The organism is Lysinibacillus sp. FSL K6-0232, assembly GCF_038008325.1.
Taxonomy (GTDB): Bacteria; Bacillota; Bacilli; order Bacillales_A; family Planococcaceae; genus Lysinibacillus.
The window spans coordinates 1,177,101-1,203,720 of sequence record NZ_JBBOYW010000001.1 but is presented as its reverse complement, the minus strand read 5'-3'; the positions used below and the strand labels follow the sequence as shown (position 1 = coordinate 1,203,720).

Annotated in this window: 25 protein-coding genes and 1 riboswitch; of the genes, 2 read left to right on the top strand and 23 right to left on the bottom strand. The window is 39.5% G+C overall.

Annotation, left to right across the window (positions count from 1 at the left end):
* Positions 1-157: 157 nt before the first annotated feature.
* From MHB42_RS05610 to MHB42_RS05590, 5 genes are all read right to left on the bottom strand, one after another.
* Positions 158-490 (bottom strand): hypothetical protein, encoded by a 333-nt coding sequence (locus tag MHB42_RS05610; protein WP_340804863.1) that lies wholly within the window; start codon positions 488-490, stop codon positions 158-160.
* Entirely contained in the window at positions 487-1,314 is an 828-nt protein-coding gene (locus MHB42_RS05605) for an ABC transporter ATP-binding protein (protein ID WP_340804861.1), read from the bottom strand. The genes MHB42_RS05610 and MHB42_RS05605 overlap by 4 nt, the downstream gene beginning before the upstream one ends.
* Positions 1,315-1,353: 39 nt before the next feature.
* Positions 1,354-2,394, bottom strand: a complete 1,041-nt coding sequence (locus tag MHB42_RS05600) for a FecCD family ABC transporter permease (protein ID WP_340804859.1) — start codon at positions 2,392-2,394, stop codon at positions 1,354-1,356.
* Entirely contained in the window at positions 2,387-3,403 is a 1,017-nt protein-coding gene (locus MHB42_RS05595) for a FecCD family ABC transporter permease (protein WP_340804858.1), read from the bottom strand. The genes MHB42_RS05600 and MHB42_RS05595 overlap by 8 nt, the downstream gene beginning before the upstream one ends.
* 126 nt (positions 3,404-3,529) lie before the next feature.
* Positions 3,530-4,534, bottom strand: coding sequence for an ABC transporter substrate-binding protein (locus MHB42_RS05590; protein WP_340804856.1), 1,005 nt, complete (start codon positions 4,532-4,534; stop codon positions 3,530-3,532).
* Positions 4,535-4,958: 424 nt separating this feature from the next.
* Here MHB42_RS05590 and MHB42_RS05585 point away from each other — a divergent pair, with 424 nt between their 5' ends.
* On the top strand, positions 4,959-5,270 hold the full coding sequence (locus tag MHB42_RS05585; protein ID WP_340804854.1) for a CotD family spore coat protein: 312 nt from the start codon (positions 4,959-4,961) through the stop codon (positions 5,268-5,270).
* Between the two features lie 63 nt (positions 5,271-5,333).
* Here MHB42_RS05585 and glnA read toward each other — a convergent pair whose 3' ends face one another.
* The 3 genes from glnA to MHB42_RS05570 form a co-directional block, all read right to left on the bottom strand.
* Entirely contained in the window at positions 5,334-6,668 is a 1,335-nt protein-coding gene (gene glnA, locus MHB42_RS05580) for a type I glutamate--ammonia ligase (RefSeq protein WP_340804852.1), read from the bottom strand.
* A gap of 55 nt (positions 6,669-6,723) precedes the next feature.
* Positions 6,724-7,101: a MerR family transcriptional regulator gene (locus MHB42_RS05575; protein WP_340804851.1), complete on the bottom strand. Its 378-nt coding sequence runs from the start codon at positions 7,099-7,101 to the stop codon at positions 6,724-6,726.
* A 153-nt stretch (positions 7,102-7,254) separates the two neighbouring features.
* Positions 7,255-8,508: a methionine gamma-lyase family protein gene (locus MHB42_RS05570; RefSeq protein WP_340804849.1), complete on the bottom strand. Its 1,254-nt coding sequence runs from the start codon at positions 8,506-8,508 to the stop codon at positions 7,255-7,257.
* A 212-nt stretch (positions 8,509-8,720) separates the two neighbouring features.
* On the opposite strand from MHB42_RS05570, the gene MHB42_RS05565 reads away from it, so the two are divergent.
* Entirely contained in the window at positions 8,721-9,326 is a 606-nt protein-coding gene (locus tag MHB42_RS05565) for a trimeric intracellular cation channel family protein (RefSeq protein ID WP_340804847.1), read from the top strand.
* A 46-nt stretch (positions 9,327-9,372) separates the two neighbouring features.
* Here MHB42_RS05565 and cobT read toward each other — a convergent pair whose 3' ends face one another.
* The 15 genes from cobT to MHB42_RS05490 all read right to left on the bottom strand — a co-directional run bounded on the left by cobT (position 9,373) and on the right by MHB42_RS05490 (position 26,434).
* Positions 9,373-10,437, bottom strand: a complete 1,065-nt coding sequence (gene cobT / locus MHB42_RS05560) for a nicotinate-nucleotide--dimethylbenzimidazole phosphoribosyltransferase (RefSeq protein ID WP_340808540.1) — start codon at positions 10,435-10,437, stop codon at positions 9,373-9,375.
* An 83-nt stretch (positions 10,438-10,520) separates the two neighbouring features.
* Positions 10,521-10,697: riboswitch (cobalamin riboswitch) on the bottom strand.
* 106 nt (positions 10,698-10,803) lie between these two features.
* On the bottom strand, positions 10,804-11,106 hold the full coding sequence (locus MHB42_RS05555; protein WP_340804846.1) for a rhodanese-like domain-containing protein: 303 nt from the start codon (positions 11,104-11,106) through the stop codon (positions 10,804-10,806).
* Between the two features lie 98 nt (positions 11,107-11,204).
* Positions 11,205-11,432, bottom strand: coding sequence for an RNA chaperone Hfq (gene hfq / locus MHB42_RS05550; protein WP_340804844.1), 228 nt, complete (start codon positions 11,430-11,432; stop codon positions 11,205-11,207).
* Positions 11,433-11,511: 79 nt separating this feature from the next.
* Positions 11,512-12,414: a tRNA (adenosine(37)-N6)-dimethylallyltransferase MiaA gene (gene miaA, locus MHB42_RS05545; RefSeq protein WP_340804843.1), complete on the bottom strand. Its 903-nt coding sequence runs from the start codon at positions 12,412-12,414 to the stop codon at positions 11,512-11,514.
* Complete coding sequence (locus tag MHB42_RS05540) at positions 12,401-13,318, bottom strand: alpha/beta fold hydrolase (protein WP_340804841.1); 918 nt, start codon at positions 13,316-13,318, stop codon at positions 12,401-12,403. Before MHB42_RS05540 ends, miaA begins: the two co-directional genes overlap by 14 nt.
* A 3-nt stretch (positions 13,319-13,321) precedes the next feature.
* A complete protein-coding gene (locus tag MHB42_RS05535) occupies positions 13,322-14,968 on the bottom strand; it encodes a glycerol-3-phosphate dehydrogenase/oxidase (RefSeq protein ID WP_340804840.1) in 1,647 nt (548 codons plus the stop codon).
* 254 nt (positions 14,969-15,222) lie between these two features.
* Positions 15,223-15,441, bottom strand: a complete 219-nt coding sequence (locus tag MHB42_RS05530; protein WP_340804839.1) for a hypothetical protein — start codon at positions 15,439-15,441, stop codon at positions 15,223-15,225.
* Between the two features lie 206 nt (positions 15,442-15,647).
* Positions 15,648-17,492 (bottom strand): DNA mismatch repair endonuclease MutL, encoded by a 1,845-nt coding sequence (gene mutL, locus MHB42_RS05525; RefSeq protein ID WP_340804837.1) that lies wholly within the window; start codon positions 17,490-17,492, stop codon positions 15,648-15,650.
* Between the two features lie 15 nt (positions 17,493-17,507).
* Positions 17,508-20,078, bottom strand: coding sequence for a DNA mismatch repair protein MutS (mutS, locus tag MHB42_RS05520; RefSeq protein ID WP_340804836.1), 2,571 nt, complete (start codon positions 20,076-20,078; stop codon positions 17,508-17,510).
* A 128-nt stretch (positions 20,079-20,206) separates the two neighbouring features.
* Positions 20,207-20,857 (bottom strand): outer spore coat protein CotE, encoded by a 651-nt coding sequence (gene cotE, locus MHB42_RS05515; protein ID WP_340804834.1) that lies wholly within the window; start codon positions 20,855-20,857, stop codon positions 20,207-20,209.
* A 100-nt stretch (positions 20,858-20,957) separates the two neighbouring features.
* A complete protein-coding gene (locus MHB42_RS05510) occupies positions 20,958-21,395 on the bottom strand; it encodes a RicAFT regulatory complex protein RicA family protein (RefSeq protein WP_340804832.1) in 438 nt (145 codons plus the stop codon).
* The gene (gene miaB / locus MHB42_RS05505) at positions 21,396-22,940 is read right to left on the bottom strand and encodes a tRNA (N6-isopentenyl adenosine(37)-C2)-methylthiotransferase MiaB (protein WP_340804831.1); all 1,545 of its coding nucleotides are present in this window, start codon (positions 22,938-22,940) and stop codon (positions 21,396-21,398) included.
* 250 nt (positions 22,941-23,190) lie between these two features.
* The gene (locus tag MHB42_RS05500; protein WP_340804829.1) at positions 23,191-23,568 is read right to left on the bottom strand and encodes a 2-oxoglutarate ferredoxin oxidoreductase subunit beta; all 378 of its coding nucleotides are present in this window, start codon (positions 23,566-23,568) and stop codon (positions 23,191-23,193) included.
* Between the two features lie 260 nt (positions 23,569-23,828).
* On the bottom strand, positions 23,829-24,695 hold the full coding sequence (locus MHB42_RS05495; protein ID WP_340804828.1) for a 2-oxoacid:ferredoxin oxidoreductase subunit beta: 867 nt from the start codon (positions 24,693-24,695) through the stop codon (positions 23,829-23,831).
* The gene (locus MHB42_RS05490; protein ID WP_340804826.1) at positions 24,695-26,434 is read right to left on the bottom strand and encodes a 2-oxoacid:acceptor oxidoreductase subunit alpha; all 1,740 of its coding nucleotides are present in this window, start codon (positions 26,432-26,434) and stop codon (positions 24,695-24,697) included. The genes MHB42_RS05495 and MHB42_RS05490 overlap by 1 nt, the downstream gene beginning before the upstream one ends.
* Positions 26,435-26,620: the final 186 nt, after the last annotated feature.

Genomic DNA, 26,620 nt, shown 5'->3' with positions numbered 1-26,620 from the left:
TTCTTGCTCACTGGTTCCTTCTTTTATTTTTGTTTTATAGAGCCAATTTACATAAATCGTTGTATTTTCCCATAGGATTGTTTTTGGAACTTTACTTATTGCCGTTAATGATTGTCACACCTTCGCTAAATTATTTGCAAAGATTTCTTTGAGAACCTCATTCACAATCTTCTACTAGTACTGACACCGTGCTATCTATTAGCCGAATATTATTAATTCTACAATGTAGCCTTTTATCGTATTTTGACATAACGTAGAATGCTGAGGTCATCGTTAGGACGCTATAGCGCTTCGCAAATAACGATGCTGTCACTAATGTAGATAGTAACTGAAAGAAGTGAGCAATTTTTTGTAAATATGCTAGAGCTTGTTCATTGTCCAATAAATTTTTGGCACATAGAGAGTAAGTAGTATCTTCAGTTGGCTCTATCGTTAAGCGATAATCTCGTAGCAAAACTGATATTTCTTCAGCTGACAGTGTTAAGCTCAACTAATCCCTACCTGCTCTAATTCCTCCGTTTGGACGGTTCGTCCCTTGCCATGTGGAACACATAATGGTGTACCGAATAGCGGGTCGTTAATAATTGTACAATCCATACGAAAAACTGCTTGTACCATTTCAGCTGTCACTACCTCCTCTGGCCTACCTTGCGCATAAACCTGTTTATTACGCACCGCCACAATATGATGGGCATAGCGACAGGCCAAGTTTAAATCATGTAATACCATAACGACTGTACGTCCTTCATTTTCATTTAACTCAAATAGTAAATCTAAAATTTCTACTTGATGAGCCATATCTAAATAGGTTGTAGGCTCATCTAGTAAAATAAGGTCTGTTTTTTGAGCTAATGTCATGGCAATCCATACACGTTGCCGCTGACCGCCTGATAATGCATCTACTGGTCGATCAGCAAATTCAGTCATCTGTGTTACCTCAAGTGCATTGTTTACAATTTTTTCATCCTCTGTAGACCATTGCTTTAACCAGCTTTGATGAGGATAGCGACCTTGTTTAATCAATTGCTGAACGGTTAATCCTTCTGGCGCAACAGGACCCTGCGGTAAAATAGCTAAACGTTTTGCCACCTCTTTAGTTGGAATGGCATCGAGTTTATTATCATCTAAGAAAATTTCACCTGACTGTGCTTTTTGTAGTCGTGCAAATGTTCGAAGTAGTGTGGATTTCCCACAACCGTTAGCCCCTACTAATACTGTAATTTTGCCTTTTGGTATTTGAAGATTCAAATCCTCCAAAATAAAATTTTCACCATAGCTTACATGTAAATTTTGTGCTTCTAAGATATTTTTCAAAATTCTGTCACCCTCTTCTCACGCTTTTATCCTATAGCTTTATTGATTACGTGTTCTAAATAGTAAATAAATAAAGAACGGTGCGCCAATGGCAGCTGTAAATACGCCTGTTGGTAAATCCTTCGGTAAAAAGGCTGTTCGTGCCACAATATCAGCTACAATAACAATGATTCCACCTATAATAGCTGTCACAGGAATTAATCCTGCAAAGGAACGCCCGACAAGCATTCTGCTCATATGAGGGGCCACTAATCCAACAAAGGCAATGCCACCAGCAAAAGCGACAGCAGAGCCAGCTAGCATCACACTAATGAGTAGAAAAAGCAAACGATACACTTGCACTTTTACACCTAGCCCTATCGCTATGTCATCTCCTAACTCCTTTACATTCACTGTTCTTGCCAAAATAAACGTTAGTGGCAATAAAATAACTAGCCATGGTAATAGCAAATAGACATCCTGCATATTCGCCCCATACAAACTACCTGTCAGCCATAAATAGGCCTTTGTTGTTGCGGCTACTTCACTGATGACAAGGAGCATGGTCACAACTGCCTTGGCTAAGGCAGAAATCCCGATACCAATAAGCACCATCCGAATAGGTGTGACCCCTTTTCTCCATGATAGGAGATAAATAATAAAGGAGATAATGGCAGCACCTAAAATAGCAGCTAAAGGTAAAAACTGAATGCTGACAGACCCCATAAAATATACGATAAAGACAATCGCACCCATTGACGCTCCACTCGTTACACCAATAATGTCTGGAGCAGCAAGAGGATTACGAATAATTCCTTGTAAAATTAAACCAGCAACCCCTAACGCAGCACCAACTAATAGTGCCATTAATACACGTGGCAGCCTTAATGTATGTAAGACAAAATCGTAATCTTCATTCCCATAGCCTAATAATTCTTTCACCACTGTGATAGGGTGGATAAACTCACTGCCTACAGATAAACTAAGAATCGTAATAATCACTAATAATAAGCTTAATAGTAATAGAATCCAGCAAGTTCTTTTGGCAATTTGAAACGATATACGATTAGATTTTGTCCGTACCGTCATATAATTAGGCATTTTTCGCTAACCCCTTTCGTGCAATATAGATGAAGAAGGGAGCTCCGATTAAGGCAGTCATGACGCCAATCGGCATTTCTAATGGCATAATTACATATCTCGCTGCTATATCAGCTAATAGTAGCAATATTGCTCCCAATACGGCACTATACGGAATAATCCAGCGATAATCCATCCCAACAAGATGAATGGCAAGATGAGGGACAATCAAACCAATAAAGCCGATTGAACCTGCAACAGCTACTGAACTGCCTGCAAGTATAATAATTATTATACCTAGTGTAATTTTCGTAATCATTGTTCGTTGTCCTAATCCTTTGGCAATATCATCACCTGATTGTAGAATATTGATAGAACGTCCCATAAATATTGCTACGACTGTGACCACCAAAATAAACGGTAGGACAGGTACAAGCATGTCAATGCTACGACCCGATACAGAACCTGCTAGCCAAAACAAGACGCTTTGTAAACCCTGTTCATCAATAACTAAAAGCCCTTGCGTAAACGAGATAAATAGAGCTGTAATCGCTGCACCAGCTAATACTATCTTAATCGGTGTTAAACCATCTCGTCCTAATGAGCCAAGGAAAAATACCATAGCACCCGCTACACCTGCCCCTAAAAAGGCAATCCACATATAGCTCATTAAAGAACTAATGGAAAATAGCGTAATCGCGCTGACAATAAAAAATATAGCTCCTGCATTAATACCTAAAATATCAGGGGCTGCTAGAGGATTTCTTGTTAATGCTCGCATTAACGCCCCTGCTATAGCAAGACCTGCGCCAACTACTGTAGCAATCACAGCTCTTGTAAATCTAGATGTTCGAATAATAACATGCTCCTTGTTAGTAGCATCAAAATGAAAAATGGCATCATAGATTGACGAGAAAGGTATGGACGTTTGACCAATAGCTGTGCTGATGATAAATGCCAGCAAAAGAATCAAACAACTGATGAATAAGCCTATTTGTTTCATCGAGGTACTAGAAAGAATAATTCTCATTTTACGCCAACTTTCTTGCTCTACAATTTATCTTACGCATATAGTTGTAGGTTTCAAAAATGCTCAAACACTACAATAAGAGGGCTGTGTTAAGCATGCTCTCACACTTTAAACAGCCCTTATTTACTATCTTTCTAATTCAAATTTGTCATAAATATCATCTAACATTAAATTAGCACTAATGATTCCACCAGCTAGATTCCAATTAATTTCATCTACCTGATAAACCTGATTTGCCTTCACAGCATCCAGCTCTTTCCATAGTGGATGGCTTGTCCATTCCTCGTAAGTTTTTTTGACTGTGTTATCATTTTCCATAAACATATAAATAACATCTGCATTCATTTGTGTGATGCTTTCCTTGTCAGTTAGCTTCACAATTTCTAAAGAATCATCTGTTAAATTTTTAGGACCTTGGAAGCCAAGCTCAGATAAAATAGAACCCGCATACCCTGTCACATAAATACGAGCATGGTCTGCTCTAAAGTTAACAACAGAAACATGGAATGGCCATTTATCGCCAAGCTTCTCTTTGATTTTTGTTTGGAAATCAGCAACTCGTGTATCCCAATCTTCTAATAACACTTTGACCTTGTCTTCCTGCTGCATTGCTTGTCCCATCATTTCAGCCGTCCCTTTGAAATCAAATACTGTTTCATGAGCTACTGTTGGTGCAATTTGTGATAACTGATCATAAATTTCCTCATGACGTACTTTCGAAGCAATAATTAAATCTGGTTTAAGCTTTGCAATTTCTTCAAGGTTTGGTTGTGTTTCTTGTCCAACAATCGCAACGCCATCAAGATCATTTTTTAAATAATTATAAACAGGCGCTTCAGCCCAAGATTCTACTACCCCAACTGGCTTAATGCCCATTGCTACTGCAACATCTGTAGCACCTTGATATAGTGTAACAATTTTTGTAGGTGTGCCTTCAATCGTTGTAGTACCCATTGCATGTGTAATTTCACGACTAGAAGATTCTGTATTACTTTCTTCTGCTGTATCATTTTGTTGTGTACTACTGGAATTCGATGTTTTCTCCCCACACCCGACTAATAATAACGCGAAGGTTAATAGCAGCGTGAAAAGTACAAAAAAATTGTTTTTTTGTAGTGGTAATTTTGACATACATATCCTCCTAAGAATTAATTGACAACAATAATCATTATCAATTAAAGAGTATACTGTACGATTGTTTTATTGACAATATCAATTTTTTAAAAAACATGCTTTTTTAATCAATCGCTGATGCTCTTCGCTTTGGATACAAAAAGAATTTGCTGAGCCTAGATAAAAATTTATTTTAAATTAAACATTCATGGCATTTAACCAATTCGATTGCTCTATACAATAAGCTTATGACTCTACAAAGAGCGTTTTAAAAAAACGTTCATTTCATTCAAAGGTGTAGATAAGTTGACTATAAGTTTTCTATTATTTTAGTTACTTATTAGATTTACCTATGTATTAGTAGGCAAATAAATAGTCCCCACTCAAACAGATTTCATATGTTAGTAATGAACTACAACTTATCAAAACAGGAGGTAATAACATGTTTCAACGAAGACGCCATTCGGCAAAAGGTCCACACTGCTGTCCACCACAAATGATGCCAACGCAATTTGATCCACCACAAGTTTTACCAACAGAACAATATGTACGTACAAATTATATTCATACAGTTGTGCCACATGTACAACCTGCACATATTACAACAGTAAACAAACATATGATTGACCATCAATACTATTTCCCATATACAGAATCAGTTGTCAATGAATGCTGTGAAAACCATACGCTTTGCGGCACACCACATAACCACTGCCATATGCCACCATGCCATCATAGATCTAAAGGCTATTAACTAAAACCGAGCCAATAGAAAAAGGGCGACTCAAAGTTATATTTGAGTCACCCTTTTGAATGATTAATACATTTTTAAATACTGATCGCGCTCCCACTGATGGACAGTTGTGCGGTACATATCGAATTCGATTTCTTTTGCTTCTTTAAAGTTTGCGTAAATATGCTCACCTAAAGCTGCTTGTGCTACTTTATCTTTTGCAAGTAATGCTAAAGCATCGTCAAGTGCTGGTGGTAAGTTTTCAATACCATTCGCTTTACGCTCTTCCTCTGACATTACATAGATATTGCGGTTAATCGCTGCTGGTGGTGTTAATTGTTGACGGATACCTTCTAGACCCGCTTCTAAAATAACAGCCATCGCTAAATATGGATTTGCAGATGGGTCCACAGAACGTACCTCAACACGAGTAGAAAGACCACGTGCTGATGGGATACGAATTAATGGTGAACGGTTTTGTGCAGACCATGCTACATAACATGGTGCTTCATAACCAGGTACTAGACGTTTATAAGAGTTAACTGTTGGATTTGTGACAGCTGTAAAGCCTTGAACATGTGCAAGAACGCCTGCCATAAACTGCATAGCTGTTTCAGAAAGTCCTAATTCAGTAGATGCATCGTAGAATGCATTTTCCTTACCTCTAAATAATGACACATTAAAGTGCATACCAGAACCAGCTTCGCCAAATAAAGGCTTCGGCATAAATGTAGCATGCAAGCCGTGCTTACGTGCAATTGTTTTTACAACAAGCTTAAATGTTTGGATATTGTCACAAGCTGTTATAGCATCTGCATATTTAAAGTCGATTTCATGCTGCCCAGGTGCTACCTCATGGTGAGATGCTTCGATTTCAAAGCCCATTTCTTCCAACTCTAATACAATATCACGACGGCAGTTTTCACCAAGGTCAGTTGGCGCTAAATCGAAGTAACCGCCATGGTCATTTACTTCTAATGTTGGTTCGCCTTTTGCATCTAATTTGAATAAGAAGAATTCTGGCTCAGGCCCTAAATTGAAGCTTGAGAAGCCCATTTCTTCCATTTTTTTCAGAATTCGTTTCAGGTTATTACGTGGGTCACCAGCAAACGGTTCGCCTTTAGCTGTATATACATCACAAATAAAACGTGCAACTTTTCCTTTTTCAGAAGTCCAAGGGAATACTACGAAAGAATCAAGATCAGGATATAAATACATATCTGATTCTTCAATGCGAACGAAGCCTTCAATAGATGAGCCATCAAACATCATTTTATTATCTAATGCTTTGTCTAGTTGACTTACAGGAATCTCAACGTTTTTGATTGTGCCAAGAATATCTGTAAATTGTAAACGAATAAAGCTTACATGTTTTTCTTCGATAAGACGTTTAATGTCCTCTTTTGTGTATTTACCCACAGTTTTCCACACTCCTATAATTTGTCTAGCTTATATGTTTACTCACTCCTATTAATTAATAGAAACGAGATAAATCCCCGCGTCGGATGGATGCTTTTTGCATGCGCTGTGCTTGACGCATTTCCTCACGCATAATCTTGCGTAATTCTGAATCACTTAAATCTTGTTCATCAATCGTTGCAGCAGGATTGTTCTTTTTCGCAAAAATCTTTTTAATTTTTGCCATATTCATACCCTGCTCTAAATAATCTTTAATTTCAAGCAATGTGTCGACATCGTTTAATGAAAACATGCGACGGTTGCCCTCTGTTCGGTGCGGCTCAATTAAATGGTGTTCTTCATAATAACGAATTTGTCGTGCCGAAAGTTCTGTTAATTGCATCACAATACTCATCGATAATAACGGCATCGTTCGTCTAATTTCACGACTCATTTAAGTCCTCCTCCAATACCCGCTAATCATATAACGAAATTTTTGCACTGTCAACCAATCATGTAAGGTTACCTAACATGATTGGTTATATTTTTTTAAAACCGATGAAAAATTGTAAAAAACTATTCAATTTTATAGTTTATAACGTTTTATTTAGCTATTTTGAATCGCCTGCACCGCACTGCAAATGGCAAATTTTACATGCTCATACGTTAATCCTCCTTGGATAAACGCTGTAAATGGTGGGCGTATTGGGCCATCTGCTGTTAGCTCAATGCTGGAGCCTTGTATAAATGTGCCTGCTGCCATAATGACATCATCCTCATAGCCCGGCATATAGGCTGGTTCAGGTGCATAGTGGGCATTAATCGGTGAATTCGCTTGGATTTCACGACAAAAGGCAATCATTTGCTCAGCTGTTTGGAATGAAACCGATTGAATTAAATCTGTACGACTTGCATTGTAGCTTGGCGAGGTGCTCATTCCAATTTCCTCTAGCATCGCTGCGGTAAAAATAGCACCCTTTAATGATTGTGATACCACATGTGGCGCTAAGAAAAACCCTTGATAAAAATCAGCCAATGTATTTAAGGTAGCGCCCGCTTCTGCCCCAATCCCTGGAGATGTCATACGATAAGCACATTTTTCCACTAAATCTGCACGCCCTGCAATATAGCCACCGATTTTTGCTAAGCCGCCACCTGGATTTTTAATAAGTGAGCCTGCCATTAAATCAGCCCCAACCTCTGTTGGCTCCTGTGCCTCTACAAACTCACCATAACAATTATCAACAAAAATAACAGCGTGTGGTGCTAATTTACGCACTGTCGCACACATATCCGCAATATCAGCAACTGTAAAAGATGGACGTGTCGCATAGCCCTTAGAGCGTTGAATAGCAATCATTTTCGTGCGCTCGGTAATGGCTGCTGCTACTCCGTCCCAATCAATGGCTTGATTATCCAATAAATCAACATGTCGATAGCCAATATTGTAATCCTTTAATGAGCCGGTATCTCGGTCACCACCATCGACAATGGCTTGCAATGTATCATATGGCTGACCTGAAATATACAGCAGTTCATCGCCAGGTCGTAGTACACCGAATAGACTAAGTGTAATCGCATGTGTTCCTGAAATAATTTGTGGTCGTACAATGGCTGCCTCTGCGCCAAATACCTCCGCATAAACACGCTCTAAATTATCGCGCCCCTCATCATCGTAGCCATAGCCATTTGATGGATGTAGATGATAGTCGCTCACCTGATGCTTACGAAAAGCCCCTAATACTTTTTGCTGATTATAAAATGCCATTTCCTCCACTTTTGCATGATAGGGTTGAACTTTTCCCTCTATTTTTGCCGCTAATGCTAGCGTTTGTGCTGATAAATTTGTCGTAAACGTCATTCTTTTCTTCTCCATTTCACAGTTGTCCCGTATATTTACGCTGACGGATGTTTTACTTTATTCCAATATTATCTTAACAATTTGTTTGTCTACCTGCAAAACTTGCCTATTGTTTCTTTGCGCAATTTACGCTAAGCTAATGTGCGGACTATTTAGCAGCTAAATTTTGCTAGAAAATTCATATATTTTGTTACTAAGAAGGGATGAAGGAGATGGCTTGGGAAGTTTTTAGTATTATTGGAACAATTGCCTTTGCTATTTCAGGAGCAATTATTGCAATGGAAGAGGAGTACGATTTATTCGGTGTTTATATATTGGGAATTGTGACAGCCTTTGGGGGCGGAGCTATCCGAAATTTATTGATTGGTCTGCCTGTTACAACATTATGGGGGCAAGATATGATGTTCCAAATTGCACTTGCAGCCATTACAATCTTTTTTATTTTTCCGCATCACCTTATCCAGCACTGGCATCGCTGGGGTAATTTCACAGATGCCATTGGTTTATCCGCATTTGCAATTCAGGGTGCGCTCTATGCGGTCAAACTCGATATGCCCATCAGTGCCGTTATTGTCGCTGCTGTTTTAACAGGCTCAGGTGGAGGCATTGTGCGCGATTTATTAGCACGACGAAAGCCTTTAGTGCTTCGTGATGAAGTCTATGGCGTATGGGCTGCACTTGCAGGTCTAATTATTGGGCTTGAAATGTTTACAGGAGATATTTTTCTCTATATTTTATTTGCTATCATTACAGCATTACGTATTCTTTCTTATATGTTGAAATGGCGTTTACCCTTACGTAAATTAAACAGAGCATAATTTTCCTATTAGCTATCCGTCACTAATAAAAAACCAAACAATGCTATCACACATTGTTTGGTTTTTCTAATTTCATCGTTTCCTCTAATGTCGCCATATTTTTCATCATTGAGCAAGCCGCATCCAAAATCGGGAAGGCTAAGGCTGCGCCAGAGCCTTCTCCTAAGCGCATATTCATATGTAGCATCGGCTCAATGCCAAGCAATTCAGCAGCCATTTTAGCACCCGGCTCCTCTGAGGCATGAGAAGGAATCATATAATCCTTTACTTTCGGCTCAAGCTTATAGGCAATAAGTGCAGCAATAGTCGAAATAAAACCATCAATTACAACAGGCTTACGATGTGCAGCAGCAGCAAGTATAACACCAGCCATCGCTCCTATCTCTAGCCCTCCAACTTTAGCCAGTACATCAATTATATCTTTAGGATTTGGTTGATTAATCGCAATGGCTTTTTTAATAACAGCTACTTTATGTGCAATGCCCCCTTGACCAACACCTGCACCAAACCCTGTAACATCAATAGGATCACAGCCCGTCAAAACAGCTAATATAGCAGCGCTTGGTGTTGTATTACCAATCCCCATTTCCCCTGTTCCAAGTACAGTAGCTCCCTGTGCTATTTCCTCCATTGCCACATGAATCCCGACTTCAATAGATTGAATCGCTTCCTCTCTGGACATAGCAGAACCTCTTGCCATATTAGCAGTGCCATATTTAATTTTCTGCATTATAACACCAGCATCAGGCGGAATATCCCCTTTAACACCAACATCTACTGTGACAACCTTTGTATTCGTTATACGGGCAATCGCACAAACACCTGTACCACCCTTCGGAAAATTTAATGTTTGAAGGAGCGTAACATCTTGTGGATTGGATGTAACACCCTCCTCACAAACACCATGATCTGCCGCACAAACAATCATGACCTTTTGTTCAAGGCTTGGCACTAACTGTTCTGTTATTCCAGCAAGCTGTACAGCAATGGACTCCAGTTTCCCTAAACTTCCCGGAGGCTTACATAGTGTATCGATTCGCATTTTTGCTTGCTCCATCATCTCCTTCTGAACACCCTGAATGTTATGAATTGTACTTTGTAATAATTGCATCATTATTTCTCCCTTCATTTAAACAAAAAAGTCTGTAGTTTATTGTCATGACAAATAAACTACAGACTTTTCCATCATCTATATCTTCCCAAAGCAAGCAGGCAGGTCTTCTGGCTCAAGTTCAACATTTCATAACACCTTCCCAGCTATTCACCAGTGGTATTCGCTATGAAACTCCCTTATACAGTGGCGGGTCCGCTAAAGCTTTTCACTTTATTCCCTATTCTCCCGTAATGGGCACCTAATGCTTTTATATAATTGAAACTTCTATTTCTACCTTCTATCCATCAGTTCGGTCACTCTATCCGTCACTTTTTGGATTCTATCCGCCATTTTGGCTGTTCTATCCGTTTTCTTTGAAAGAGGTTATTTAAACTCCAACTCACCATCATATGCAAGCATGCCGCCTTCAAGGTTTGTTACATCGAATCCATGTGCCTCTAAGTAAGCGCAGGCATTGGCAGAGCGTCCTCCTGCCTTACAAACAATAATATATGGCTTTGTGACATCTAATTCTTCTAGGCGCTCAGGGATTGTAGCAAGAGCAATATGCTGTGCGCCAGGGATCATGCCGTGTGCAACCTCATCGTCTTCACGTACATCAATAATATATAAATCTTCATTTGCATCCAATAGTTCTAATAATTGTGTTGTTTCCATTGATTTCATTATTATAGCCTCCAAAATAGCAATTTCCTCTATCATTATAGCTTGAAGTCTAAAAAACAGCTAGTGCGAAGAACGCATTAGCTGTTTTATAACCTTTATCATTCAGTTTCTAACAACTCTACGTGCTTGGCTGGAACGAATGTAGAAATAGCGTGCTTGTAGATAAGATGTTGCTTATGTTCAACATCCATTAATAAAACGGTAAAATTATCATAGGATTTCACTGTTCCCTTTAGCTGAAATCCATTTAACAAAAAGACAGTGACAAAAATACTGTTTTTACGTAATTGATTTAAAAACGCATCTTGCAAATTAATTGATTTCATCCAATAGCCTCCCTACCAACTTTCTACCTCTTCATTCCTATAGTAGCATGTTCTACCAATTTATCAATGAGTAATTTATCTATAATTGCTCATCGGCTGTTAAAAAATAAACGTCCATTTTATTACGAAAATAAGTTAGCTGCCTTTTCGCATAGCGGCGTGAATTTTGTTTTAAGCTATCAATCGCTTCCTCTAATGAGCATTTGCCATCTAAGTAATCATATAATTCCTTGTAGCCAATTGCTTGAATGGACTGCACACCTCGAATATTCTGCTGCCATAGACCTTTTACTTCGTCTAAAAGCCCTTGCTCCATCATGATATCGACACGACGGTTAATACGGTCATATAGCACTTCACGGGACATATTTTGCCCTAGCCCAATAATAACATGCTTATACAGCGGTACTTGTCCACGATTTTGGGCTTCAGCCGCTTTTGATACACCACTTAACTCCAGCATTTCCAATGCGCGAATCACACGGCGTGTATTATTAGGATGAATGGTTGCGGCTGTTTTAGGGTCTAGCTTTTGTAGCTTATGATGCATTGCCTCTGGGCCGAGTGCTGCTAGCTCATCATAGTAAGCTTTACGTGTCGCTTCATCTACTCGTTCTTCAGTAAATTGGAAATCATAAAGTACGGCTTGGATGTATAAGCCTGAGCCACCAACTATGATGGGAAGCTTCTGTCTGGCTTGAATTTCTGCAATTTTGTCCCGTACTAGCCTTTGGTAATCTGCCACAGAAAAAGCTTCCGTTGGCTCTAAAAAGCTAAGTAAATGATGGGGAATTCCCTCCATCTCCTGCTCTGTAATTTTAGCTGTACCAATATCTAGCCCCTTATAAATTTGCATGGAATCACCGTTAATAATTTCTCCATTATATTTTTTGGCTAATTCAATGCTTAACGCTGTTTTACCAGAGGCAGTGGGACCAACGATGGCTACCACTTCAGCCTGCTCTATACTACTTTGTATCATATTTTTCTAACCACCGTAATAAAACTTGAAAAACTGCTTGTTGATTATCTTCATTTAAAATTTCATGACGTTTATCCTCAAATAAATAAACCGTTACATCCTGTACACCTGCTGCTGCGAATTGCTCAGCAACTGTGTAAACACCTAAGCCCTGTTCACCAACAGGGTCCTTGCTGCCGCTTATCAAAAGAATCGGCAAATCCTTCCTCACTTTAGCGATTTCCTTTTTGCGATTCAATGTTGTAAAGCCTGTTGTTAAATCAACGAAAAATTGATTTGTTGGAATAAAGCCACAATACGGATCATCAATATATTTTTGAACCTCTTGCTGGACAGAAGTTAGCCAGTCGTAAGCCGTTTTGGGATTTGGGAATTGCTTATTAAAGCTGCCAAAGCTGAGCTGATTTAATAGCTGACTCTCTGTTTCTTTACCAAGTCCTTTTGCTAATGCCCTAGCAAGAAGATTTCCTACCGCATGTAATGCTGTAACATTGCCTGTTCCACATAAAATCACTCTATCCACATTATTGCTATATAGTTGAATATAGCGTCTTGTAATAAATGAACCCATACTATGACCAAAAAGTATTAATGGCACATCAGCAAACTGCTTGTGTAGCTGTGTAATAATCTCATGAGCATCTTTCACAACACGCTCAAAGCCATGATGTTCAGCGAAAAAGCCTAAAGTGCCATTATAGGCAGCCGTTTCGCCATGTCCACGATGATCATGCATTGTTACAGCATAGCCTGCTGCATTCAGTGTTTGTGCAAATGAAAGGTAACGACCACTATGCTCTGCCATACCATGTAAAATATGAATATGACCAATGCATGGTGCCTTTGGCTGTAATGTGCGAGTGAAAATAAAATGCTGATCTGACATTTGAATATAGCGTGTCATTTGTTACTCTCCCTCTTTCGCAAAATATGTCGCATCCATAATCGCTTGATCAAGCTGTGTGATATAGGCATTTTTTTGTGCCTCTGTATAATTTAAACGCTGCTGCATCACTTGTACAACCTGCTGCTTATAGAGCTTAACGGCTTCAATATCAAAGTATAATAAACCTGTACGACGAATAAAGAAGTCACTTGGTGTGTAGACCATTTCTGCTTCAATGCCATACAGTAACATTGCATGTAAGGCAAGGGGCATTGTGCTACCGTGTTCATGCAAATATTTGACACGGTCAAATAACGCATCGACATTTGTACCATACTTTTGGACAAGCTGCTTTGCTTCATCATAGTTTAAGCCGTATTGTACACCTTCTCGCGCTTTATAGGCGATATAGTCAGGGAAATTAATCGCATTGATGCCCTTTGCACCAGAAAGTGAGAGCTCACGTGTTAGACAGGGGCCTGCATGCTTATAGCGACGAAGCTTCACAATTTTATCCACAATGGTTTCTGCCATTTGACGATAGCCTGTTAGTTTACCACCTGCAATCGTCATTAACCCACTTGGTGCTATCCAAATTTCATCCTTTCTGGAGATTTCAGAGGGATCCTTGCCTTTTTCATAGATAAGCGGACGTACTCCTGCCCATGTCGATTCAATTGTATCCTTGGTAATCGTAGCCGTTGGAAATACTTTTTTCGCTGCCTCTATTAAATAATCGACATCTTTCTTTGTTGCAACAGGATGTATTGGGTCACCCTCAAAAACTGTATCTGTTGTGCCAATATAGGCTTTTCCATCACGTGGAATCGCAAAAGCCATTCGCCCATCCACAATATCAAAATAAACAGCCTGCTTCAGCGGAAAATATTTTTGGCTTACAACAATATGAACGCCCTTTGTTAAACGTAGTTGCTTATTATCCGTGACTTTATCCTTTTGTCGTATTACATCCACCCAAGGACCTGCTGCATTGACAATTTGTGCGGCATGAACATCAAAGATTCTGCCTGTTACATGATCCTTTACCTTAATGCCAACGAGCTTTTTCCTGTCATAAATAAACGCTGTCATCTCAGCATAATTAACGCAAAGTGCTCCATGCTCTGCGGCTTTTTTTAATACTTCGATGGTAAGTCGTGCATCATCTGTACGATACTCTACATAATAGCCACCACCAACAAGTCCATCTGGGTTTAGTAAAGGCTCTAATGCAAGCGTTTCCTCTGCGCTTAGCATTGTTCGACGCTCCTGCTTTTTTACACCCGCCAAACGGTCATACACCTTTAATGCTAGCGATGTTGTGAGCGGACTAAGGGAGCCCTTTTTATATAAGGGCAAGAGCATTTTTTCAGGTGTTGTAACATGAACGGCATTATCATAAACAATTTCACGCTCACGTCCTACTTCCGCTACTACGCCAACATCGAATTGCTTTAAATAACGTAAACCCCCGTGAATCAGCTTTGTTGAACGACTCGATGTACCTGCTGAAAAATCTTGCATATCAATTAAGGCAACAGATAGCCCCCTTGATGCAGCATCTAGTGCAATGCCTGCTCCTGTAATACCTCCACCAATAACGAGTACATCAAAACTATAGTGCTCTAAATAGAGTAAAATTTTAGGACGCTGCTCAAATGAAAACATACTTTTCTCCCCCAATAGCTATAATTTAAAAATTGTTGTCGCCTCTACAGCCTTTATACAGTGCTGTAGCTTAGTTTTCCTTCATTTGTGGCTGATAGATTTTCCTACTTGTCCAAAGTGCAGATAGTTCATCTTGATTTTGCCAAAAACCTGTGGCAAGCCCTGCTAAATAGGCTGCTCCTAGTGCTGTAGATTCATTCAGCTTTACCTGTAAAATATTACTTCCGTATGTTCCACTTTTTTCGAATACATTTCTAAATTCTTAGCAGTACGAAGCCATTGGATAGCTGAAACACATTGCCCTCTAATGTATAGGTAACGTTGTCAGATTGAACTACCTGTTGCTCTGTATTTAATAGTATAAAGCAGCCAATGCCATACGTGTTTTTGCCATGTCCTTTGTAAAGCAAGCTTGCCCAAAAGAGCTGCTTGCTGATCACCAGCAATGCCTGCAATCGGAATTTTTTTGCCAAAGAAAATATTTGGTGCTATTGCTGTGTAAATTTCTTACCTCAGGCAGCATTGACATGAGAATATTTAATAGCTAACAAGGCTCCTGATTCCATTGCAATTCGTCAATATGATAGAGCATTGTACGCGCTGCAACGGAGTAATCAGTAATATAAGCCTATCCCTTTGATAATCACCAAACAATAAATCTTCATTTTCATCCCTTGCACTACATCACTCGCTTAAACATTTTTTCTACTTCATAGGTTGTAAAATGAATAAGCACTGGACGTCCATGTGGGCATGTAAATGGATTTTCTGCCTTGCGTAAATCTCGCAGCAATGCCTCCATTTGCTCCTTTGTTAAATAATGATTAGCTTTAATGGATTTTTTACAGCTCATCATAATAGCAGCGTCCTCACGTAATTTTTTAACATCTGCTTTTTTCGTTGTCAGCACTTGCTCAATTAAATCCTCGATAATTTCCTGTTCCTCACCTTTAGGAAACCAGCTTGGATGCTCCCGTATGACAAAGGAGGATTGTCCAAATTCCTCTAAAAACACCCCTACAGTTTCTAGCTCATGCTTATTTTCCCGTAAAATAAGCGCTTCATCGGCTGTATAGTGGAAGGTAAGCGGCAGCAATAATGCCTGACGCTCCTGTGGATTGACCTGACCAACCTTTTCACGGAAAAACTCATATTTAATGCGCTCCTGTGCGGCATGCTGATCAATTAAATAAAAGCCATCCTCCATTTGTGCAACAATATAGGTGCCATGAATTTGTCCAACAACCTCAAGCGCTGGAAATGGTTCCTTAGCGGGCGGCTGTGCTACGTCTAGCACCTCTTCAGCCGCTGCCGCCTCCTGCTGTGGCATTGGTTGCCAGCTATCCTCCATCATCGTAGCAATAGGCTCCGGCTCTACGCTATTATCAAGCTCAGACTCCTTGACGGTTTGAACATTGTATAGCTTTTCTACAATGGTGTTCATTTTTTCAACATCCATTTTAGGTGCTGGCTTCCATATATTTAATTGCTCCGTAGCAGGCTTTTGGACTTTTTCCTTTTTCTCCATTTGTGGCACACGCATGACTGAACGGAGCGCCTCTCGTACTGTTTCCCCAATCAATGTTAAAAGCTCAGGTTCTTTACTTAAACGGATTTGATGTTTGGCAGGATGGACGTTTACATCTGTTAAATAGGGGTCGCCCTTTATATAAAGCACAACAATTGGAAAGCGCTCAATCGGTAAATACGTATGGTATGCATCCACAATCGTTTTTTGCACTAAATAATGCTTTACCCAACGCCCATTCACAAAGATGGACATATAATTTTTCGAAGCACGCGTTATTTCTGGTAAGGATAAAAAGCCCGAAATTTTATAATCATGTGACTCGCCTTGGAACGACACCATTTTCTTGGCGTTATGGACACCATAAATCGCAGCAAGCACTTGCTGCACATCGCCTCGTCCATTTGTTTGCAGCAATTGTTGACCATTGTGCAATAAGCGAAACGCAATTTGTGGATTGCCAAGGGCTAGTCGATTAATAAGGTCAATTGTATGCCCAAGCTCTGTTTGAATGGTTTTCATATATTTTAAACGAGCAGGTGTATTAAAAAATAGCTGTGATACGGTAATATCTGTTCCTTTGCGTAAAGGACCAGGCTTGTGTGTCATCATATGTCCACCCTCAAGCTCTAAATATGTACCCGATTCACCATTGGATGTAATAAGCGTCATTTTAGAAACAGCAGCAATGGATGCCAAGGCCTCTCCGCGAAAGCCAAGTGTACGAATGCGAAATAAATCATGCTCCTGATAGATTTTACTCGTTGCATGGCGAGAAAATGATTTTAAAGCATCCTCTTCATCCATCCCACTACCATTATCAATTACTTGAATAGAAGTAAGACCTGCTTCTAGTAAAAAAACATCAATGGATGTACTACCAGCATCAATCGCATTTTCAACAAGCTCTTTAACAACAGAGGCTGGTCGTTCTACTACTTCCCCTGCTGCAATTTTATTGGAGAGCCATTCGTCCATAATTTGTATGTTTCCCATGCTCGTATCACTCCTTTATTTTTTAGCATTTAGTAACTCTTGCTGTAGCTCATATAAAATATTGATCGCCTGCATTGGTGATGTGCCTAAAATATTGAGCTTTTCTAATTTTTTAAGCACCTCTGCTTTGGCTGGCGAAAGAGGTTCCTCCTCTGCAAATAATGACATCTGTACAGGCTGCTCCGCTACTTGCTGCACTTCAGCCACTACCTCTTTACCTGCCTCAAAATCTTCAAGTAAAACACGCGCTCTTATTAAAATCTCCTCTGGCAATTGAGCAAGCTGTGCTACATGTATACCGTAGGATTTATCAGCCGCGCCCTTTTTCACCTTATGCAGAAAGACAACTGTACCATTTTTTTCAGTGGCAGACACATGCACATTCTGTAAGCGTGGCAAATCCTTTTCAAGCGCTGTTAATTCATGATAATGCGTAGAGAACAATGTGTTTGCTCCAATTTTGTCATGAATATATTCCATCATCGATTGCGCCAAGCTCATGCCATCATAAGTCGATGTTCCACGCCCGATTTCATCAAATAGCATCAAACTGTTTTTCGTTGCATGCATAATAGCATGCTGTGATTCAAGCATCTCCACCATAAATGTCGATTGTCCTGCTGCTAAATCGTCTGCTGCACCAATACGTGTAAAAATTTGATCAGTGATCGGCAGCTTTGCCCTTTCAGCAGGTACATAGCAGCCCATTTGTGCCATCACAACAATTAATGCTACCTGACGCATATAAGTGCTTTTACCAGACATATTAGGTCCTGTAATGAGCATCATATTATTGGCTTCCTCAAGAATACAATCGTTTGGTACATACATTTGTTTATTGAGCATTTTTTCCACAACAGGATGTCGTCCCTCAATAATCTCAAGCGCACGCCCCTTATGAAATTCTGGCTTTGTAAAACGATATTTTTCGGAAACACTTGCAAAGCTTAATAGTACATCTAATTCGCTAATGCTTGCTGCTAGCGCTTGTACACGTGGAATAAATACCTTTAATGCATCGCGAATTTCCACAAATAGGTTGTATTCTAATGTTAAGCTTTCTTCCTCTGCATTTAAAATTAATGCTTCCTTTTCTTTTAATTCCTGCGTAATATAACGCTCAGCGTTTGCTAATGTTTGCTTGCGCTCATAGCGTGTTAAATCTGCTAAATGAATATTGGATTTTGTAATTTCAATATAGTAACCAAAAATACGGTTATAGCCAATTTTTAAGTTTTTAATTCCTGTTTTCGCACGCTCCTCCTGCTCAAGCTGGGCAATCCAATCCTTGCCATTGCGAGCGGCATAGCGTAGCTCGTCTAAGCGCTCATTATAGCCATCACGAATCACATCCCCCTCTTTAATGGTAATAGGTGGATTATCCGTAATAGCTCGTGCTAGTAATGCCTCAACATCTGCACAAGTATCGAGTGCCGCGCCTAATCGTTGAAGTGTTTCCTTATTAGCGTCCAGTAGCTGCTGCTGAATCGTCGGCACTTGTCGTAATGAGTCGCGCAGCTGTGCTAAATCACGCCCACCTACATTGCCAAAAGCAACACGACCAGCCAAGCGCTCTAGATCATATACTTGTTTTAGAGAGGCTTGTAGCTCTGTTCGTACAAAATATTCTTCTAATAAATCTGTGACAATCGCCAATCTAGCTTCAATTGCTGAACGTGTTGCAAGCGGCTGATGTAGCCATTGCTTTAATTTACGCCCACCCATTGCTGTTACTGTATCATCCAGCAACCATAGCAGTGTGCCCTTTTGATCGCCGCCACGGATCGATTGAATCAGCTCTAGATTACGTTTAGAGCTTGAATCAATGCGTAAATAATTTTTAAGCTCATTAAATGTAAATGCTTGAATATGCGATAATGAGCGCATTTGTGTTTTATCGATATAGGCAAGCAAGCGTAAGCATGGAATTTGTAATGCTTGTGGTACAGCCTCTACATAGCTTGCTGCCTGTTCCATGGTCATTTCATCTTCTTCAATCGAAAGAACAATTCCTGCATTCACTGCATGCTCAGCCAATAATAGTTGTAAGCTTTCTGTCACAATTAGCTCACGAATACCATAAGCCTGCATTTGCATTAATAATGCCTTACCATCACCTTCAAGCGAAGAAGCGACCGCTTCACCTGTCGATAAATCCAAATAAGCGTAGCCAAATGTTTGAGCATCTAGTTGCTCAGCCGCTCCAATAAAATGATTCGATTTACCGTCAAGCGTCTTGCCTTCCATAATAGTACCCGGTGTAATTAACTGTACAACTTCACGCTTGACTACACCTTTTGCTTGCTTTGGGTCTTCTGTTTGCTCACAAATTGCCACTTTGTAGCCCTTTTGCACAAGTGTTTCAATATAATTTTTAGCCGAATGATGCGGCACACCACACATTGGAATTCTTTCTTTTGCGCCAGCATCTCGGCTTGTTAGTGTAATCTCTAAAATTTGCGAGGCATTAATCGCATCCTCAAAAAACATTTCATAAAAGTCGCCTAATCTAAAAAATAAAAAGGCATCTTTATATTCTTCTTTTACCTGTAGATACTGTTGCATCATTGGAGTATATGTCGTCATATTAAAAATTCCCTCACTCTTGCCTAATAGATACTTTTATTATAACAAAAGATACATGCGAAACGCTTTTTTCACCTTTTTTAAGATGCTAGCATTTCGCATGTATCAAAAAATGATGTTTGGTTAATTTATCTTGATCGTTCATCAGGAAACGATGAGGACTCTAACACATACCTACCTTCTCCCTCAGAGCTTGAAGATGAACTTGAACTAGAGCTGGATGAGGATGATGAACTTTCATCACTAAAGCTCCAATCTTCTTCATAGTCTAGTGGATGGACACTAATACAAATTGTTGTTTCACCCATTACTTCAACAATGACTTCACGCTCTACAACAATTTCAAATTTTGTACCACATGGAGAGATGATAGCTTCAATACAATTTGGCTCTTGCAGTACACGAACTCGAACATCATCACCGACACTAATTTCACCATCACGATAGTGCAGCTTTACTTTGTCTTTATAATGAACTGTTTCGGAAAATACCGCTGTCTTTGAGTGATTACTATAGGCATACCACACGTTGACATCAAATTTTCCTGTTACCTCCACAAACTTTCCGACTTTTTTCGCGGAGCATGTATGATTAATCACCCAGCATCCTAAAATACTTGTCGGTTTATTTGTTGGCGATAATACTACACGCTCTTCCGTTCTTTTCTTCCCCTTGGCAACTACTGCTTTCGTCACGATTTGTCGTAAACGTTTCAGCGCAATTCCTCCTTCGACTCTTTTCACTTCATCATATGCAGGTAGCGCCCATTGGGTGAACATATATTTTTAGACAATACGAAGTTGCTTTCGACAATATTGAAAAAGCACAAGAAATCAATGTTTGAAAAATTGATTTCTTGTGCTTTTCTAGTCATGACCTTTATGAACAGCTACCTGGCTGAGAGTTAGCTACCTGTGAACCTGTTTCACCACGCAGCACATCACCGCCTGTTGAACGAATAATTTCATTTGTTACATTGTTGGCGATTGTATTCGATACTAATTGTAGTAAAGAATTAACCTCACCTTGTGACTCTTTAAATTGCTGTACAACAGGAATATCATTAATTTCCTCTTCGATTTTAGCAATTTTCTCTTCAATCATTTTTAACGCTTTTTCTTTTCCTAGGTGCTGGAAATTCACCGCTTGCTTTTGTAAACTTTTTAAGCTAGCAATACGTTCACGCACAAGCTGGTTTTCATTAATTTGTGCCTCTGCTTTTTTGAAAAATTCAACCTCTGGTGTATTGGCAATCATATGTGCAATTTCATGTGATTTTTTAATTAAATCTTCTTTTGTATATAAAACTTGTGTCATTTACGCTTCCACCTTTTCATTTTTTACAACTTCCATAAATTCACCTGTTAATGAATAAGAAGATGTTTCGACTATTTTTACCTTAACTAGCTGCCCGATCATTTCTGCTGGTGCTTTAAAGTTAACAAGACGATTTTTACGTGTGTAGCCTGCTAAAACATCGTCGCGTTTTTTACTTGTACCCTCGACTAAAACTTCAACAACTTCACCCTTCAAGCGTTCCAATGCTTTGCGTGAATATTCACCAACAACTTCATTTAAACGTTGAAGGCGCTCTTTTTTCACCTCTTCAGGGACATTGTCAGTCATTTTTGCAGCTGGCGTGCCCTCACGAGGAGAGTAAATATACGTAAATGCTGATTCAAAGCCTACTTCACGGTATAAGGATAATGTTTCCTCAAATTGTTCCTCTGTTTCATTTGGATAGCCTACAATAATATCTGTTGTTAATGTAACATCAGGAATCGCTGCTTTAATTTTCGCTACTAATGCAAGGAAATGTTCACGTGTATATTTACGTGCCATAATTTTCAAAATGTCATTAGAGCCAGATTGTACTGGTAAATGAATATGTTCCACTAAATTGCCACGTTTTGCAAGCACTTCAATCAAATGATCATCGAAATCACGCGGATGGCTTGTTGTAAATCGAATACGTGGAATATCAATTTTGCGCAATTCATCCATTAAATCACCGAGACGATAGTCACTATCCTCAAAATCCTTGCCATAAGCGTTGACATTTTGCCCCAGCAGCATGATTTCTTTGTAGCCCGCTGCTGCTAGCTCACGCACTTCTGCAATGATCTCCTCTGGACGTCGACTGCGCTCCTTTCCACGTGTGTATGGCACGATACAATACGTACAGAACTTATCACAGCCATACATAATATTGACCCAAGCCTTAATGGAACCAAGACGTTTTTTTGGCAGGTTTTCAATGACATCGCCCTCTTTAGACCAAACCTCTACAACCATTTCCTTCGACATATACGCTTCTTTTAAAATATTTGGCAGACGATGAATATTGTGTGTGCCAAATACCATATCCACATGCGGGTAGCTTCTTAAAATTTTATTAACAACAGATTCCTCTTGCGACATACAGCCACAAACACCAATAAGCATTTCTGGATTTTTGCGCTTATATTTTAACAGAAAGCCAAGTTCTCCAAATACTTTGTTTTCTGCATTTTCACGAATGGCACATGTGTTTAATAATACAACATCCGCTTCGTCAATTATTTCTGTTGGTGTATAGCCAAGCTGCATAAAAATCCCAGCCATTACTTCTGTGTCATGCTCATTCATTTGACAGCCATACGTACGAATGTAGAAGGTACGATCTTTCCCCATGCCAGCAAATTCTTCGGCAATGCTAAAGTCTTTATGGTATTTAACCGCTTCTTTCCCACGCTTTTTAGCATCCTTTAACGAAGGTGCTGTAAAAACCTTCTCAAAATATTTACTATAATCCTTTTCAGGCTTGTCTTCTTTTTTTGGTTGATTGACTTGCTGATTAGCTAAGCGTTGTTCCTCATTCATTGCAATCAGGTAACTCCTTTCAAACGAAATCCATGCACTTGAATTCCCATTTTACTATTATACTGAATAGTTGCTATATCCTACAAGGTTTGTGCATGAAATGTCGTGTTTTCGACTTAAATATGGTTGGTTGGCTATCCGTCTATTATGTGGTTCTATCCGTCAAAGTGGACATGCTATCCCTCAGTTTTTCCATTCTATCCATCATTCCATAGATAAAGAAAATCTAGGTATGCGCTATCTACCTAGATTATGTGGAAAGACCTAAAAATTGAGCATATGTATGTGGCTCATTTTCCTTTAAAATTGTTAAAAATGTAAATGCCAACTGAACCACTGACCACCATTTCATATTGTAGATCATTTCAAAGCGTGTAGGCTCTAATGAAAATACATCCTGAAAAATAGCAATCGGCTCTATTTGCGCATCCTTTAAAATGGATAAAAAGCCAAGAAATAATGTGTGGTCCTTCACTTCAATTAGCCTATCCTCTACAAGCGCATCAATATTTTCTGGTTGCTGAAAATTACACTGTGTAGCCACATAACGCTCCAAATCTTGAGCGCGCTGCCTTTCCTCACGTTCCCTTTTCTTTGCAATAAAATCAATGACGTTATTCACAGTCATCGCCTCTTTTTTCTTTTATTGTAGCATTTTTTGAAGAAGCTTCGCTTGTATAGACTCCATCTATTTTTCTAGCAATACATTCACCTGCGATTTGTCACGATGCTGGGCGTTTCGTTTACCCGCCTTTCAGTGCATTATACCTGCGAAGTTTAGACATTTACCCGTGATTCCATGCGTAATACTCACGAATTTTAGGCTGTTACCCGCGATTTAAGCAAAAAAGCATTTGAGATACGATGATCCCAAATGCTCTTTCTATTTTACATAAACTCTTTTACTAATTCATTAAAATCGTTTTCGCTCATTTTAATATCGATATCTGTTAGTGGTAGCTCTGAGTAGCCTGTTACTTTCTCCTGATAAGAAGTTGTTTCTGTATCATGATAAATAATGCCTGTTACTAAGCCCTCATGCTCCATCACTGTACGCATTGCCATGCCGCGATCTGAATTATCATAGCCTTCAATATCAGCAAGCTTTGTTAAGTTCTCTTTAAACCAATCATATGTGTTTACTTTATTGTATGTGACACATGGTGAAAAGACATTGATAAAGGAGAAGCCTTTATGATTAATACCCGCTTCAATTAAAGCTGTTAATTCTTTAATATCTGTAGAGAAGCCTTGTGCCACAAATGTAGCGCCACTTGTCAATGCTACCTCTAATGGTTTTAATGATGGTTCAATCGCTCCACCTGGTGTCGATTTTGTAATAAAGCCTGCTGCAGAGCGTGGCGATGTTTGCCCTTTTGTTAAGCCATAAATTTGGTTGTCCATAACAATATACGTAATATCAATATTACGGCGAATGGCATGAATCGTGTGCCCCATACCGATGGCAAACCCATCACCATCACCACCAGAGGCGATAACATGTAAATCACGATTTGCCATTTTTAAGCCTTGTGCAATTGGTAATGCACGGCCATGGATGCCATGGAAACCATAGGAATTAATATAGCCTGAAATACGTCCAGAGCAGCCAATCCCTGAAATAACAGCAAGCTCATTTGGCTCAATGCCTACATTTGCAGCAGCACGCTGAATGGCTGCCTGTACAGAGAAGTCACCACAGCCTGGGCACCAGTTTGGCTTCACCGTATTACGAAAATCCTTAAATGTTGCCATTAGCGAGTCAACTCCTTCACACGATTTTCTAATTCACCTGGCAAGAATGGTGTACCATTATATTTTGTAATTGTCGTAATTTTATCGTGACCGCCAACATTCATTTTCATAATATTGGCTAGTTGACCTGTGTAGTTATTTTCTACAACGATCACTTTTTTCGCCTGCGCTACAAGTGGTGCTACTTCCGCAGATGGGAATGGATGAATTAAACGAATATGGGCATGGTTAACCTTGATGCCCTGTGCAATTAATCGTTCCTGCACCTCTTCAATCGCTCCGCGTGTTGAGTTAAAGCCGACTAACAAAATATCCGCCTCATCATATGGTGCATTTGTATAAACAGGTTGTTCAAATTTTAAATGTGCAAGCTTACGGAAGCGTTTGTCCATTTGTATTTGGCGATTGCCTGTTGCTTCAGAGGGCTTTCCTGTTTCATCATGCTCAACCCCCGTCACATGGTGAATACCATGTAATGTACCAGGAAGTACACGAGGAGAAATGCCATCGTCTGTATTTTCATAACGCTTGAAATAAGCTTTATCTGCCGCTTCTTCCAACTCATCTGTCACAATTTTACCACGGCGAATCTCAATTTTACTGTAATCAAATGGCTCTACAGATTGTTTCCCTAATGATAATTGTAAATCGGTCATTAAAATAACAGGGAGCTGTAATTCCTCAGCAATATTAAACGCTTGGATTGTATCAAAAAATGCTTCCTCCATTGTTGAAGGTGCAATAACTACTTTAGGGATTTCTCCATGTGTGCCATAAAGCATTGCCATTAAATCAGATTGCTCTTGCTTTGTTGGTAAGCCTGTTGAAGGACCACCACGCTGCGTATCCACAACAACAAGTGGCTGCTCTGTCATGCCCGAAAGACCGATTGCCTCCATCATTAATGACAAACCAGGACCTGCCGAAGCTGTAAAGGAACGAACACCACCAAAGTTAGCACCAATCGCCATTGTTGCTGCGGCAATTTCATCCTCTGTTTGAATAACCGTACCACCGAATTTTGGTAATTTTTTAATTAAGTATTCCATAATTTCAGAGGCTGGTGTAATTGGATATGCTGCCATAAAGCGTGTACCAGCAGCTATTGCACCCAGTGCTATTGCATCGTTGCCAATCATAAACATACGGCGTTTGCCATCTGCTGGTGCAAGCTCCCATTCCCCAACGCGATCACCTAAAAGCTCATTCATCATTTGATGGCCGCGCGCAATCGCCTCCATATTTTTTTGAACAACCTCTTCACCTTTTTTACCGAAAATATCATCGACAACATTTTGGAACACTGCATCATCTAAATTAAGCAATGAAGCTGTTGCCCCAATTGCTACCATATTTTTCATCAATGAAGTGCCAAGCTCTGCTGCTATTTCAGTAAATGGCACAGCAAATAATGGTGCCTGTGAATCTTCTGGTTTTACAGGATCAAATTTTGCATCCGCTAAAATAACACCTGTATTTGTTAGCTCTTGATAATTGACGTCGATTGTTTCTTGGTCAAACGCCACTAAAATATCTAAATCATCCGCAATTGCACGTACTTCTGTTGGACGAACTGTAATCTTATTATTCGTATGGCCACCTTTAATTCGAGAAGAGAAGTGACGATAACCGTATAGGAAATATCCTAAACGATTCATTGCCATTGAGAAAATTTCACCTGTACTCTCAATCCCTTCACCCTGTTGCCCACCGACTTTCCACGAAAGCTGATGTAACATGTCAACAACTCCTTAAATCCAATGTATACTATTATTTTTCCTTCATAAGTTTAACACGAAGAAACCCTTCTGTACTATTGTTTCTCAATGATTTAGGCGAAAATCAGACCTTTGACTGAAAATTTTTTCAAAAAGTTGTAATTTTCAAATCTAAGCAAAATCACGCCTCTATTGCAAGTGACATCT

Coding starts and splice junctions, on each gene's coding strand:
- MHB42_RS05600 (WP_340804859.1), bottom strand. CDS start 2,394: ATGCCTAATTATATGACGGTACGGACAAAATCTAATCGTATATCGTTT.
- MHB42_RS05595 (WP_340804858.1), bottom strand. CDS start 3,403: ATGAGAATTATTCTTTCTAGTACCTCGATGAAACAAATAGGCTTATTC.
- MHB42_RS05590 (WP_340804856.1), bottom strand. CDS start 4,534: ATGTCAAAATTACCACTACAAAAAAACAATTTTTTTGTACTTTTCACG.
- MHB42_RS05585 (WP_340804854.1), top strand. CDS start 4,959: ATGTTTCAACGAAGACGCCATTCGGCAAAAGGTCCACACTGCTGTCCA.
- MHB42_RS05575 (WP_340804851.1), bottom strand. CDS start 7,101: ATGAGTCGTGAAATTAGACGAACGATGCCGTTATTATCGATGAGTATT.
- MHB42_RS05570 (WP_340804849.1), bottom strand. CDS start 8,508: ATGACGTTTACGACAAATTTATCAGCACAAACGCTAGCATTAGCGGCA.
- MHB42_RS05565 (WP_340804847.1), top strand. CDS start 8,721: ATGGCTTGGGAAGTTTTTAGTATTATTGGAACAATTGCCTTTGCTATT.
- cobT (WP_340808540.1), bottom strand. CDS start 10,437: ATGCAATTATTACAAAGTACAATTCATAACATTCAGGGTGTTCAGAAG.
- MHB42_RS05555 (WP_340804846.1), bottom strand. CDS start 11,106: ATGAAATCAATGGAAACAACACAATTATTAGAACTATTGGATGCAAAT.
- hfq (WP_340804844.1), bottom strand. CDS start 11,432: ATGAAATCAATTAATTTGCAAGATGCGTTTTTAAATCAATTACGTAAA.
- miaA (WP_340804843.1), bottom strand. CDS start 12,414: ATGATACAAAGTAGTATAGAGCAGGCTGAAGTGGTAGCCATCGTTGGT.
- MHB42_RS05540 (WP_340804841.1), bottom strand. CDS start 13,318: ATGACACGCTATATTCAAATGTCAGATCAGCATTTTATTTTCACTCGC.
- MHB42_RS05535 (WP_340804840.1), bottom strand. CDS start 14,968: ATGTTTTCATTTGAGCAGCGTCCTAAAATTTTACTCTATTTAGAGCAC.
- mutL (WP_340804837.1), bottom strand. CDS start 17,492: ATGGGAAACATACAAATTATGGACGAATGGCTCTCCAATAAAATTGCA.
- mutS (WP_340804836.1), bottom strand. CDS start 20,078: ATGACGACATATACTCCAATGATGCAACAGTATCTACAGGTAAAAGAA.
- cotE (WP_340804834.1), bottom strand. CDS start 20,857: ATGTTCACCCAATGGGCGCTACCTGCATATGATGAAGTGAAAAGAGTC.
- MHB42_RS05510 (WP_340804832.1), bottom strand. CDS start 21,395: ATGACACAAGTTTTATATACAAAAGAAGATTTAATTAAAAAATCACAT.
- miaB (WP_340804831.1), bottom strand. CDS start 22,940: ATGAATGAGGAACAACGCTTAGCTAATCAGCAAGTCAATCAACCAAAA.
- MHB42_RS05500 (WP_340804829.1), bottom strand. CDS start 23,568: ATGACTGTGAATAACGTCATTGATTTTATTGCAAAGAAAAGGGAACGT.
- MHB42_RS05495 (WP_340804828.1), bottom strand. CDS start 24,695: ATGGCAACATTTAAGGATTTTCGTAATACGGTGAAGCCAAACTGGTGC.
- MHB42_RS05490 (WP_340804826.1), bottom strand. CDS start 26,434: ATGTTACATCAGCTTTCGTGGAAAGTCGGTGGGCAACAGGGTGAAGGG.